Consider the following 13,944-nt stretch of genomic DNA (forward strand, 5'->3'; position numbering starts at 1 on the left):
TTACTGTCCTTGTTCTTGATTAATAGTCCGGATGGCTTCCCCTGGCCCTATTGGCTTTTGTATGCAGTATTGTTCAAACTTCATCGCAAAAAAAGCCTTGCAGGCCAATACAAGGCCGCCGCTTTACGCTTTCGAATATTGCGCCTTCAGCGTGAGGAAGTGAGAATTATAGAAGCTTTTTAAATATTACCTTACCTACAGACGGTCAACAGACATTTCTTTCATATGGTCTGGGTGCTTCTGGCACGCAACAATAATAAAAAGCCACCCGCGTTGAATCGTTTCAAATTGCAGAGATGATGCTGTCCCAAAACATTCGTTAGATGACTTAGTACGCCTCTTCTTTAAAACGTAAAGCCTAAAGAAACCGTTCCTTAATAAATGAAAGTACAACCCACCATTTAAGAAAGGAACGGTTTCTTAGTACACTCAATATACTATGACTTCATCTGCCAATTGACTATATAGGACTAAAATATTCATGCGCTTTTCTCTCTTTCGTGAGCTGAATATGCAGCGCTTGCCCCAATTTTAGCCTTGCCGCAGCTTCGGAACCGATCAAAGTCGCCCCCTGTAAGCAGCATGGGATCAGTAAGTACCTCGATCCAAATATCTACTTCGTCACCTTAAACGCACAATAGTCAAAAGCATGCAACGGCGAGTCCAATCTGACCGTTCGTCCCATCAATTGCCCGGAACCATTTATAAATTCGATCTCCTTGAAATCATCTGCCAATTCGATGACTGGCTCATCTATGCGATCCGGAAACAGGTTCCATAGACCAACAGCCAACGAGTGCTCGTTTTTCTTAACTATCATGTACAAATCGGGATTGCCGGAGCAGACTGCGTCAAGCTTCCGACCGCTCAGCCACTCATTGGACTGAATCAACTGACGCTGTCTGCAATAGCTGCGGAACAAACCTGCTATGGACTTGTTAGGATAAGCATCAAAAGGGTACACAAGAAAGCGTTGCTTGTCAGCATTTTCATACCAGTAGGCGCCCGGCAGCGTTTCATTGTTGACGAAAATTTCGGAGAGAAGTTTGACACCCTCTTTATGACTCAAGCGATGGACAATGACGTTCCCGAATAAGGCGACTTTTTCCTGCTCGCGATAATAATATTCATAGTTGCCGGAAAACACATTCGTTATCGCCTCGTTACGCTTTTCATTGAATTGTGCAATGCCGACATCGACACCCGCTTCTGTCAAAATTCTAGCCGCGGTATAATCCAAAATCGTGCCATTGTTCAACAACTGTCGATCCAGCAATTGCGCGTTCTGCCCGAAGACGAGGTTTACGCCGCCCGGCTCAAAAACAGCCGGAATGCTATTATCATTCAGAAACGCTACTCCCGGAGACCACATGACATCCGCCTCCGGACGACGGCTCACTTCCGTAATATGCCAATTCAAATGCATAGGCTCAAAGAGATAAATGCCTTGCGCCGTTTTATCCGCAAACATCTCTTCCGTTTGACGATGCAGCTCGCGGTTTTTCTCCGCAAGCCTGGCATAACCAGGTTCATAGTTCGGCGATGAAGTATAATCAAATCCATACTTCAGTACGCCATGAAAGTTGCCGTCCGCTCTTGCGATCAGATCGATAAATTCCACACCGTACGCGGGTCCCGCATGCCGCGGACGAGGATAAGCATCCGCTTCAGCGATCGTTCGAATATGGTGCTGCTTGCAGAACGCCGCTTGTTTTCTTGCGAAGTCCATTGCGCTACTCACTCTTTGCCCCCAAAAAGCGGCTCCGCTGAGTCGTAACTCCTTAGCATTATTGCCCGCCAGTATTGTTGCCAAATCCAGTGCGCTTGCACCGTCAGCTCCCCAATGCGCCGGTCCGGAGCTAAGTACGATATTTATGGATGGATCGATTTCATCCACTGTTGAGCGAACAGCCGAAGCCAGATTGCATAACGATATTTGGCTGCCCTTCAGCCAGGCATCGCGATATTCGCCCGGATTGTTACTATATATTTGTTCGCGCATCGTATCAAGGGAAATCTCCCTCCCCAATATTTCACTGTACAGCGCCATATGCTTCGGGCAAAAACAGGAAGGAGGCGTATTGACCCAGTTGATCCGATAGTCATCGTCCAGCGCAATCTTTCGTACGCCGGTTTGGGCTATTTGTCTGAAGAGATCGCAAAAAAAGAGTTGGAATTGCTTGTCCAGCGGACAAACCCTCTTCGATGGCTCCCCCTCGATGTCTACTATCTTGTCATAGGGATCCGCATACTGGTAGTGGGCCAACGAACCGCCAACCCAAACGGCTGTTTCTATACGATGATGGGTGAAAAACGGCAGGAGCGAGCGGATTAGGACACAATTCTCTTCCAGCTTATCCACGGTCAACGGAATCAAATAGACCTCATTGGCATTCAGTTGACGTAATCGCTTGATCATAACCTCTTTTGATTGTTCTGTTATCGTGTTCAGGGCTATTGGTACAGTAACCGTATACATCGCAGTCACATCCTCCATTCATAATATGTTTTGAACCTTGTATGACAGCATGTCAGAAAAAATCGAGCAAATAAGTGCCCCGTTTAGGAATCCTGCTGCTCAGCTTATCCGCCGCCGCGCCGAAGCTATCGATACGACCGTATGCATGAAGCGTTACGGGGTCCATATACCCAAGCAGCATTGCAGTCAAATCATTGATGCCGCAGCACAGCTTAGCTTCATGCCCCGGCGTAACTTCTGCCCCGGCGGTCAGCTTCACCATCCCGGCACACCCATCCTCCCTAATCGACATCAGCCACGTCCCTTGATTCCATGGCGCATGCTCATCCCGAATCTCTAGAAGCAGCTCTGTCTTCTCGGAGCTCGCATCATTCGGAGCAAACGCGTATTGCTCGACAAAACGTGCTGCATCGACAATACGGACCATAAAATAAGGTACTGTTTCCTGCCCGATTCGAGGATCATTCAGCAAGTAAGGCAATGGATGATCCATCGGCGCGTTGAGTCTGACGCGCTCCAACATGGAATCGTGCTGACTGACGTAACTCCAGAGTGCGCGAAAAGCCTGGAGATCCATATAGATGAACTCCATCACTTCCATCTCGCGATTGTGGATATGGTAGCGAATATATCCGCCCGGTTCACCGCCATCCCTATAATACATCGCTACTTGCTGACTGCTCGACGTCAACAGACGTTTCTCCCACCAATCTATTGTACGTTTCAGCATTCCGTTATATCGCTTCGCGTAAGCCGCGTATAGTGCATCAATTTCCTCTAGATGCTCCATCGCCCGTACACGGCGGACACGTCCCGGCACGATTTCACGTCGAGGCAATTTGTCGACCGGAATACTATATTTCTTATGCTCGACATACAGCTCCCAGCCATATTTGCGATAAAAACCAAAGGAAAACGGAGCTAGAGCCGAGAGCGTTTGTCCACGCTCCTTCATTCGCTCCAAACCACTGATCAACAGCTCCGCTACCAGGCCTTGCCGCCTCGCTTCCGGCCATGTCGAAACCCCGCCAATCCCTCCAACAGACAACGGATTCCCTTGTATGTACATCTCCAGATCGAAGATTTGCATCTGTGACAACAAGGAAACACCCTGAAAAGAGGCCAGCCACGTTTCCGGCTTAAAGTTCGCCCGAGCTTGCTCTAGCTGTTCAGCGGATGGAGATACTTGAAAAGCATAACAGGTCAATGCATAGTGTTCCTGGAAATCATTCCTAGTCAAATGTCGAATGTCCGACATCATATCACCTCTTCTTCGCCTCATGCGTATTTAAAACAGGCTCGTCCTTTGCAGAACGAGCCTGTCCCTCATTGTGAATCCAGCTTAGTTTCCATATTGTCTGTCGTAAGCCGTTTGCATCAATTCAACAATTTTCGGCAATCCAATTCTGTCCATGGCTGCCAAATAAGCATCCCAGTCCGATTCCAAATTCATATTGCCCATAATAAATTTGGCTCTGGATTCCCTAATATAGTTGTCCAGCTCCACCCGCAAAGTGGATACTTGATCCAATTCATCGCTCAAAAACTTAAGCGGCGGCAACAGCGATACATCAGTAGGCGTATAAGGCTCATATTTGTTTTCTGTCTCCAGCATTAACAATTTCCCCAATCCCTCCGGGCTATATGGGTCAATGTCGGGATCGGTAGCATTCGTTAACAGGGACTCGTTTGTAATTAGCGGTTCTCCAATATCGAGCCAGGTTTCGTTCTGCGGTTCACTGGAATACGGCTTGAGTATTTTGATTTTGGCTGGCAAACCCGTGATGCCAACTTCTCCTTCCTCCGCTTTTCGCCATTGCGTACCTTCACCATATACACGCTCCGGGTTAAAGAACACGTCGGCCAGTCGTATGGCCACTTCCGGATGTTCTGTCCTGGAGGAAATCACGAAGCTTCCTCCTCCATATGGAAAGCTATTGAAGTAAGTCGTATACTGAGTTCCGTCCGGTCCTTTAAGAGGCGCGAGCGTCGTATAATGTCTGTAACGTTCAGGATTCGCCGTGCCATCGATAACATTGACGTTTGCCCCCGCCGCAAAGGCGCCGAGAACCTCCTCGTGACTGTTTGCCAATTGCTTCAGTTGATCGCTCGATTGCGTAAACGATGCGTTATACAGAAGTCCTTCTTCAAACAATTGATTTAGAAACTTCAATCCCTCTCGCGTACCGTCAGTTACAGCATTGGATTGTACTTTCCCATCCCTGACGACCATCTTCAAACCATCTAGACTATTGTCAAGTTCAAAAGCATTCATCAGGAAACTGTCGGCTGCCGTATGCCAGCCGATTGCGGCTCCAGCCATCGGAATTTCATCCGGCTTGCCGTTTCCGTTAGGATCCATCTCCTTGAACGCCCGCATGACCTCCAGGAACTCGTCGGTTGTGGTCGGCGTGCTCAGCTCCAGCTTGTCCAACCATGACTGATTGATCCAGAGCTTGTTCCCATACATGCAGTGATAACACTCATTTAAAGAAGGCAGCCCGTATATGTTGCCATCTGTTGCCGTAATTACACCCTTCAGCTCCGGCGTGTCTTGAAGGAGTTTCTTCAAATGAACAGTCTGTTCCTCAATATAGTTTTGAAGCGGCAATATGAGTTTCTGCTCCACGCCATACTTCTGTTCATTGACATCGCTAAGCCCTGTTCGGATAAACAGATCCGGGAAGTCGCCACTGGCAAAAATAATATTTAGTTGTTCAGGCTGGCTAACCGGGTAGGTCTGAAAATCCAGATGTACATTCGTCAACTCTTCCAACCATTTGGTAAATTCATTGGTAGAATAATCGATGACTTCGGGGCCTTGCGGAATGAGAACCTTCAGCGTAACCTTTTCCTTCACGATCGGAAATGTACCGACAGGGTTCAGGTTGGACTCCGTTTGCGAATCATTGGGACTAACCGGCGGTTGCTCTCCATTCCCGTTATTAGTGGAGCTACAACCAACAATCACGGTAAGAATCGCAACAATAAGACCCATCAGAACCAATGGAGAATATTTTGATTTTGACATTTTATTTCGCCCCTTCTATTTGAGTGATATCAGGACTATCCTTTAATTGCTCCAATCATTACACCTTGCACGAAGTACTTTTGTACAAAAGGATACAAAACAAGTACAGGCGCACTAGCCACAACGATTACAGCATACTTGATCACATCCGACATGCCCTGGCGTCGCATCAGCACGTCAAAGTCCTTGATCATCGTGGGATCTATGACATTGAGAATCAGAATATTGCGCAATACCAATTGAAGCGGCTGCAGTTCGGATGATTTCAAAAAAATGAGCGCATTAAAATAAGAATTCCAGAAGCCTACCGCCACATACAACCCAATTACCGCCAAAACCGGCTTGGATAATGGCAGCACGATCGAGAGCAGATACTTGAAGTCACCGCAACCGTCAATGGACGCTGCCTCATACAGGTCATCCGGTATGGAATGATTCATGTAGGTTCGAACCAGGATAATATTCCATACCGATAATGCCGATGGAATAATCATCACCCATCTGGTGTCGATCATCCCCAAATCCTTGATCAGCAAATAGTAGGGGATCAATCCTCCGGAGAAAAACATCGTAATTACAAAAAACAACATGACCGTATTGCGAATCTTGAATTGCTTGCGAGTCAACGGATAAGCGGCCAGCACGGTCATAACCAAATTCAAGGCCGTTCCGCAAAACATATAGAAAAAAGAATTTATAAAACCGTTTACAATCTGTTTGTTCTTGAACACCGCTTCATAACCGGCAAGCGTCCAGTCCACTGGTAACAACCATACACTGCCCGACGAAACGGCATGTGGACTACTGAACGAGGAACTGAGCACATAAATGAGCGGATAAGCGACAACAACTAAACAGACGGCGAGGAATAACACAATACACAGACGTACGAATCGATCGCCCGTGCTATTATACAAACTGGAGCTTTGCACGTTACGACCCCCATTCCCAAAGTTGATAAGCGCATCATCACCACAAACTGCTATTTCCCGTTTTTCTCGCCAGGTAATTCGCCATAATCAGAAGAACCAGATTGATGACCGAATTAAACAGACCCACCGCCGTCGAAAAACTAAAATTGGAGTTAACCAGGCCAATCTTGTATACATAGGTGGAAATGACTTCCGATGTCGAGATGTTTAATGCATTTTGCATCAAATAAATCATTTCGAATCCGACAGACATAATATTGCCAATACTAAGAATGAGTAGTATAACAATCGTTGGACGAATATGAGGAAGATCTACGTGCCAAATACGACGTAACAAGCTCGCGCCGTCTATGATTGCCGCCTCCTGCAAATCCTTGCTTACTCCCGCCAATGCGGCCAGATAAATAATCGCCGCGTACCCTGATCCCGCCCATATTCCGATCAGGATATAAATGGTTTTAAACATTTCCGGCCGACCCATAAAATTTTGAGCCTCAATACCGAATAGTCCGATCATACGATTGACAATCCCGGCATGCGGATCCAGAAATTGGAACACCATGCCAACTAGAATAACAGTCGAAATGAAGTACGGCGCATACGTAACCATCTGCACAGTCTTCTTGTACAACGTGCTCCGCACCTCATTCAGCGCAATAGCCAGAATGATCGGTACAGGAAATCCGGCCAAAATCGAATACACGCTGATCAGAATCGTATTCTTGATCATTCTCCAGTTGGAAGGCGATTGAAAGAACTGCTCGAAGTACTTCAAACCGACCCATGGGCTATGCCATATTCCATCGATTACCCGATAATTCTTGAATGCCAGCAGTACGCCATACATCGGCATATAACTGAAGACAATAAAGAATAGAATGGGCGGTATGACCATGAGGTACAGCTGCCAATTCTTTAATAACCTAGCGCGCTTCCCGTCTGCCAGCAGTCCTCTATTAAGCGCTTGAATATTTCACTCCCCCCTTCTCGCTTCTTGCCGAATCGTTCTGAGTCGCTCGACTCGGCTCCTTCAATCTAGCACCCCAAAAACGGTTGAACCAGCGTCAAATGACCTCGCGCCCGTCTTCTGGAGTAATTGAACGTACCCGAATCGACCGGAATGTATTGAAAATGCTTTATTTGAACCCGTCTGCATCCGATCTGTAGTCAACCGGCAAACAACCGATTACCTTTTTGAACGCCCTGCGAAAAGTCTGTTCGTTGGAATAACCGACCATGGCAGCCACTTCTTTGATTGTTCTTCTTTCACCTTGCTTGGTTTCGTCTTGCAGCAGGCTGCACGCCGCCTTGATCCTCAGCTTTTCCACTGAACTTGCGAAGGTCATTCCCGTATGTTCCTTATAGAACAAATAAAAGGATGACTCCGACATGTCGAACGCTTCGGCGGCTTTGGCAATAGACAAACTATCGTCCGCGTAGTTCTCTTGCAGATACAGCCGAAGCCGTTCATTTATTTCGCGCTTCTCGGCGCCTTTCTGTTTCTGCTGCGCAAAATACATAATCGCGGCCAATGCATGAATGCCGTGGACCACGCCTTCAAAATGCTGTGCGCCGTTCATTTCGTCCAACGTCTGCTGCAGTTCGTCGTTGGAAAGTGCTCCAACACCCCGTTGTATAGCAGCCTTCATCACCTGAATTAACTGCTCTGCCCCCGCCGCCGTTAAATATTGATTGACAAAATGATCATGTCTGAGTTGTTCGGTTATTTTCTTGACCCCTTCCACATCCCCGGACTTCACCAAACGAACAAGTCTCACTTCAGTCTCGATCGGGAATATAAACGAAGTATTACGGACGGGCAAGTCTCGATATGCAATCCAATGTCCACCTGAGAAACTGCTGGAGTCCAACGCTATACACGCTTCCTTGTAGGAGTCATGACCGTTGCGAATATCCGCATAATGATCTCCGATTGCGAACAGCGTATGGAACTTACCTCCGATATGACGCATAAGCACCTGAGCTGTTGTTCGCAATTGGCCTTGAAAAGCCGATCTTGCTACCTCCCTGCCAAACAGAATGACTACCAGTTTGGTCGAATCAGGTTCATAAATATATAACTGCGATTCTGTTATCGTCTGACGATATATTTGCTTCACTACCAATTTGGCCTCGTCTATTTCAGACAACCAATCTTGGTATACAAGGTAATCCAACTTCTGAATGGAGACTATTATCACTTGTATGCCGCCCTGCTCAACCTTAATCTCGCAATGATTCAGCAAACGAACGGTTTCCTCATAGTCGCTCACACCTTCCAACAATCGTCGGAACAACGTGCTAACCATAATCGGCCGATAGCTGTATAATTCCTGTGTAAGTTTTTCACGATCATGCGATAACTGCAGCAACGTTTGATTAAGAAATTCAAACTCACTCCCGGATTTGAATGTCAGTTGATCGGGCTTGAGAAGCAGCCTGAATCTGCGGATCAAGTCCGAAAGCGGTTTGGAGTTTTGATAAGATAGAACGAACGCAACCAGTAGTCCAACAATCATAATACTTAGCAATATAATCAGCGTTATTCGTTTAATGTAATTTACCTTATCGAGCACAGCAGATCTAGGCACAATCGATACGTAAGTCCAGCGTGCTTCATTAGATGTTACCTCAGATACGATATAGTCTTGATCGTCACTTAACTGTCTTAACTTCACCAACGCCTCGGAACCGGCTTCAGCCAGGAAATCATCTACCTGCTTGCCATATGCGGCAGTCACCATTGTTCCATGCTCGTCCATAATGAATGCAAGTCCTCGATCGCCTATTTTCGTCTGCCTGAGCAACTGTTGAATTTTGGCATGATTAAATAAAACAGCAACATTCCCTCCTCCGGACTTCGAGTAGTAAGGGAACGTCTGTACATAAACGATAGATATTTTGTTTGGATCTTTACGCGACATCAAATTAAACAACGTTGGACTCAAATGCCTGGTCGTCATCATGTTATCAAATTCCGATTCCTCGACATGAGAGAAAACAGTGGAATGCAGCTCTTGCAAATTGGCATACACGCCATTGGCAGATAAGGATATATCGCTGTTCCTGAAATATACGTAGTAATTGTCCACAAACTGGTTGGTCAACGAAAATTTGGGCAACTGACTGAAGGATTGGTACACATGAATGTAGTCCCTGTCTCCCTGCTGAAACGGCGAGTAACTTAGCAAGCTCGTTACGGAAGGATGAATCGCCAACTGGTTCGCAATGGATTGAATTTCACTGAATCTCATATCCAGCATATCGCGTGTTTGCAACAGCGCATTCATATTGGATTGCTGCGCTTCGTCTTCGATGATCTGTACAACATCGCGGTAGACGTAACTCGCAACCAGGATCGGCAGAAGCAGCATTACGATATACGAGATCATCAGCTTTTTGAACAAACGTACCCCTCCTGTGGACATCCATCTGCTTCGATAACAGATGTTATCCTCTATGTTGTCACAATCATCGTTACCGCGAAATTGTACAATATGCGAAAAATGATGGTTATTGAAGAAGCATAATTCGAACAACGATCAGATCAACACGGGGGATGTACGATAAGGGGTGTTTTGGCATGCCTTACCACACCTTCAAATTCAACTTCTGCATGCAATATCGTCTCCCCAATCCCATGAGTCCTGACAATTCCCCGTTCATCAATTTCGGCAATGTGCCGATCTGTCGACATATAAGTAATTTGGGCATCCATCCAATCAACCTGTTCGTCATTAGTCAGAAAGCCTCTCTTGGTCACGCATGCCGATTGGCCAACTACAACGTGAGAAGCATTCACCTCTAGCTCCACTTCTTTCAAGCATACTCGAACCACCGTAATTCGAACCGTGTCAGAACGGGACACATCCTCCTTCTGTCCTGTTACCGTAACGAATGCACTACCATCAGCCACTCCGGTAACTACTCCTCGCTCATCTACTTTTACGACATCCGGATCAGAACTGTAGAAAGTCAACGAGCCGTGCAGATCGATACACATGCCAGAGATAGTGTCAGCCATAGTCCACAGCTTCATTTCGGTACCAATCAACAGCACATTCGAAGGGGCAAGCAACGTGATTTGGTGCAAACCAAGATCGCTCGCCACATCAGATCGTTGCTTCGATGAAGTGATTTCCGCGAACGGGATCGTTCTGAAACCCGGTACTCGATTGAAGACTGGCGCATCTGAACGCAACATGTAATTTCCGCGAGACAAGTCAACAAACCCGGGATCCTCATCCGTCTTCCAGTTGTAAGCAACAATGCCATACTCAAGGGCCGTATCCGCAATATCCATAGGCGGTGTACTGTTCAGCACATTCATCTGTACTGTGTTGTACTTAGGTGTGCCTGGCTCATCATTCTGTATCGTCAACAAATCGGGATAACGCTTCGTCCATTGCTCATTGAGATATGGAACCTTTTCCAGATTACTCAGCATACGTCCGCCAGGCAAGCAAGTATCTATGGCCCAATTCAATCCACGTTCATCTAGGAGTATAGACTTGTCGCATGACAGGATCAAATTATTGGCTATCAAATTATTTCGCCCCCCGCCTACAAGCATACCGACATTGATCCTATCCAGAATGTTTCCATATACTAATGTGCCACTGGCCATATCGTCCAAGTAAATGCCCATTTGCCCAATTCCTTCAATACCCGTTAGATCATGCAAATAATTGTAACGAATGATGTTGCCTTGCTCCGACCAATCCGCTCCCATGTAAATAGCGCCAGCATCGCTTGTTTGCTGCAAGACAGCATAAATCTCATTAAATTCAATCACATGATTATTACCATGAATCAAAATGGCCATGTGCGGGGCGTGGTGCATCGTGTTTCCCGATATCCGGTTGCCCACTCCAGCCAGTTCTACAGCAGGGGTGTACGTAGCCTGTATTCGACTAAAATTATAAAACTCATTCCTGATGACATTATGTTCACCTGGAACAAGCGTATCGCGATTCCCGCCATCCAACTTGATTCCACCGTAGCCCGTGTTATAGATTTGACAATCCATCACACTATGGCCTTGTCCACCTTGGATGTGAACAGCCAAATTACCCAAATTGCGAAAAATATTGGATTGCATACGAATACGGCTGCCCTCCTGAATACACACAGCATGATCACGTGTGGCTTCAAAAATAATTCCCATGATTTCGATATGAGCCACCTGTTGCATCGTGATTAACGGTTTGTTAAGCAATGATAAATGAACGGTACTTGTTGACAGCGGTGCAGGAGGATACACATATAACATGCCAGTCTTGCGATCCAGATACCATTCCCCTGGTGTATCGAGCTCTTCTAATACATTATAATAATAGTAACGTTGTCCGCTCTTCACTTCATTGAATGGAGTAACCTGTGAAGTGTCGATTCGTCTCTCCTCGCGAATGACTGCGTCCAGCTTCATATTCCCGTCTGCCCAATCCCAGCGCCAATATCCATACATCCATACTTCTTCATAGTTGTCCCATGTTTCCGGCCGGGCATCCAAATACTTAAAACGCGTTCCCGCTTGATCCGATGGTTGATCCTCCACCTCGCCTATGTGGACGTAGTTATCATTGGGCCAACGAGCCAGTTGGAGAGGCTCCAGATTAAAAAATAATTCTACCGGGGGATTGCGGTGAAAATGCCAGCCGAATCCGTACTGCTCTATGATTCCATAATCATCAATTCCGACAGCAGCCAAATCAAATTGAACGACATGTTCTCGAGCTGCCTCCGGCAGCCTGTTAATGATGAACGAATCTGTTATTTTGCCAAATTGGCTGCTTTCCAATTGAACTGCACCTGTTATACGAACCTCTTCTCCGGGATAAGCACAGTACATGATGGACGCATCTTCTGTGCCTCCGTCGAGCTCTGTAAGTTCAAAGGTGTCTGTGCGCCGGTACTCTCCTTCGCGCAGATAGACAACAATACTCTTCCTATCTGAACCCGCTCTTTGCTTCCAAACTCGAATGGCATCTCGTGCCGCCTCCAAAGTGGCAAACGGCGAATCCTTCGTACCCTTATTTGAGTCAGAACCATGCAAAGACACGTAGAACTCCTGCTTTTGCGTCAACGAAATCATCTCTTTTTCCACTGAACCCTTCATTCGATACCCCTCCCGCTTGTCAGCGCTCATGATGATCACAAACTGATCCAGCCACCCCTGCTGATCTACTCGTCCTACTGTTCGTCTTTTATACCATCTTGTCTAGCTTGCACTTATAATACAGACTTGAATAGAGTCATCTTTTCAAATTAGACTTTTTGTAGCATTTGTCGTGTCCATAACTACGCGCCAGAATACTCCGTCTGGATACTGGACGAAGCTCGATGTTAACAAGCCTGTAACCAAGCTTGCATTACCGGTGCCAGCAGACAAAATTGTTTTGATCTCCAGTACCCTCCCTTCTACTCGTAAAAAGAAACTGCAAAGCTTAACGAATGAAAGCTCCAGCAAAGCCGAGATGTAAGCAGGTATCGAAGAAGCATCACCAGCACTCGAAACTCTTACATTGCCAGTCGAGGAGCATGCGCCCTTCCCTTCGACAACAATGTAGGATGATGCCAGCGAAGTTGCTCAAATATTTGACCTACCAGAAACGTATGAGCAATCCGGACAATCCTAGTGTGAGCATTCGAAACCCTTTGTAGTAGCAACCAGTTGCATGATCTTTAAACCTGGAGAGCAACTCGACCGCCTTGCCGCGATTCCGTTCAAACATGGAATCGTCGACTATAAATACATATACGCGATGTCCTCCAGTGAGCGGTTGGACTTTATCGATCGTGGAGGAACTGCGTAATGACAAGAATCGGCGCCATGCATAGCCGCTGTGGTTGAGAAATCGATAGACGGCGTCCTTGCCAGGAAACGATTCTCCCTTATCGCTTTCCAGCAAACGAAACCAGTTTTTATTATGAAACAAGAGCACAAAGACAAGCTGAAACAAGAACGAGCAGGTATAGCCAAACTCTCTCTTGAACCCTGCTGTTTTTAAGTGTTTCAGTACTTTCAGATCTTTGAAGGCCGGTCTGATTTCATTTGGAAGTGATTTTGATTATACGATTTGCTCTATCATATAGAGGACACCTCTTCTTTGTGGTAGTGATTGTTCGACACTCTCACCTTACAAGATGAAGCGGTGTTTTTCGATGTTTTCAAGCTTTCGTATTTAACACGCCGTTTATTCAACTACATCATGTATTTAAGTCGATTTTCGTTCTGTGAAAGTTGAGCTTGTATTAAAAACCGGCTTTACGAGCGGGAGTGTCACTGTAAGAGCATGACTCCATCTTTAGCTGTCACTATCCTGAATATTACCCAAGGAGGTCACACGCAGAGAATCCATCCCCTTGAAAAATCTAAAACGGATGAAATCCCGGCCCTCTTCATTGCACAAAACAGACCTCGTTATATAACATATAGTACTTTTTGAACTTTATAATACCCAACGTGAAAATCGCCGAAAAGCCGCGTAAATAAAGGGAAA

8 protein-coding genes and 1 pseudogene are annotated in these 13,944 nt (G+C 46.2%); 1 reads left to right on the forward strand and 8 read right to left on the reverse strand.

Annotated elements, in window-relative coordinates:
• The coding region (locus B1748_RS37295) for a hypothetical protein (RefSeq protein WP_218781688.1) at positions 1 to 183 on the forward strand (183 nt) is incomplete at its 5' end.
• Between the two features lie 430 nt (positions 184 to 613).
• Here B1748_RS37295 and B1748_RS35870 read toward each other — a convergent pair.
• From B1748_RS35870 to B1748_RS35905, 8 genes and pseudogenes are all read right to left on the reverse strand, one after another.
• Positions 614 to 2,479, reverse strand: coding sequence for a hypothetical protein (locus B1748_RS35870; RefSeq protein WP_087572765.1), 1,866 nt, complete (start codon positions 2,477 to 2,479; stop codon positions 614 to 616).
• A 52-nt stretch (positions 2,480 to 2,531) separates the two neighbouring features.
• A complete protein-coding gene (locus B1748_RS35875) occupies positions 2,532 to 3,761 on the reverse strand; it encodes a GNAT family N-acetyltransferase (protein WP_087572766.1) in 1,230 nt (409 codons plus the stop codon).
• A 60-nt stretch (positions 3,762 to 3,821) separates the two neighbouring features.
• Positions 3,822 to 5,510, reverse strand: coding sequence for an extracellular solute-binding protein (locus B1748_RS35880; protein WP_087572767.1), 1,689 nt, complete (start codon positions 5,508 to 5,510; stop codon positions 3,822 to 3,824).
• Between the two features lie 35 nt (positions 5,511 to 5,545).
• Positions 5,546 to 6,442 carry a carbohydrate ABC transporter permease gene (locus B1748_RS35885; RefSeq protein WP_087572768.1) on the reverse strand — a complete coding sequence of 299 codons (897 nt, stop codon included), beginning with the start codon at positions 6,440 to 6,442 and terminating at the stop codon, positions 5,546 to 5,548.
• Positions 6,443 to 6,479: 37 nt separating this feature from the next.
• A complete protein-coding gene (locus tag B1748_RS35890; RefSeq protein ID WP_087572769.1) occupies positions 6,480 to 7,337 on the reverse strand; it encodes an ABC transporter permease in 858 nt (285 codons plus the stop codon).
• A 241-nt stretch (positions 7,338 to 7,578) separates the two neighbouring features.
• The gene (locus tag B1748_RS35895; RefSeq protein ID WP_179216009.1) at positions 7,579 to 9,849 is read right to left on the reverse strand and encodes an AraC family transcriptional regulator; all 2,271 of its coding nucleotides are present in this window, start codon (positions 9,847 to 9,849) and stop codon (positions 7,579 to 7,581) included.
• Positions 9,850 to 9,989: 140 nt separating this feature from the next.
• Entirely contained in the window at positions 9,990 to 12,560 is a 2,571-nt protein-coding gene (locus tag B1748_RS35900; RefSeq protein ID WP_179216010.1) for a right-handed parallel beta-helix repeat-containing protein, read from the reverse strand.
• Positions 12,561 to 13,068: 508 nt separating this feature from the next.
• A pseudogene (locus B1748_RS35905) lies at positions 13,069 to 13,491 on the reverse strand (transposase); the annotation flags it as partial.
• Positions 13,492 to 13,944 lie beyond the last annotated feature (453 nt).

It is taken from the genome of Paenibacillus sp. MY03 (assembly GCF_002165585.1).
GTDB classification, from domain to species: domain Bacteria; phylum Bacillota; class Bacilli; order Paenibacillales; family Paenibacillaceae; genus Pristimantibacillus; species Pristimantibacillus agaridevorans.

What these genes read in the sequence shown, in the direction of transcription:
- B1748_RS35870 (WP_087572765.1), bottom strand. Translation starts at nt 2,479, where the DNA reads ATGTATACGGTTACTGTACCAATAGCCCTGAACACGATAACAGAACAA.
- B1748_RS35875 (WP_087572766.1), bottom strand. Translation starts at nt 3,761, where the DNA reads ATGAGGCGAAGAAGAGGTGATATGATGTCGGACATTCGACATTTGACT.
- B1748_RS35880 (WP_087572767.1), bottom strand. Translation starts at nt 5,510, where the DNA reads ATGTCAAAATCAAAATATTCTCCATTGGTTCTGATGGGTCTTATTGTT.
- B1748_RS35890 (WP_087572769.1), bottom strand. Translation starts at nt 7,337, where the DNA reads ATGGTCATACCGCCCATTCTATTCTTTATTGTCTTCAGTTATATGCCG.
- B1748_RS35900 (WP_179216010.1), bottom strand. Translation starts at nt 12,560, where the DNA reads ATGAAGGGTTCAGTGGAAAAAGAGATGATTTCGTTGACGCAAAAGCAG.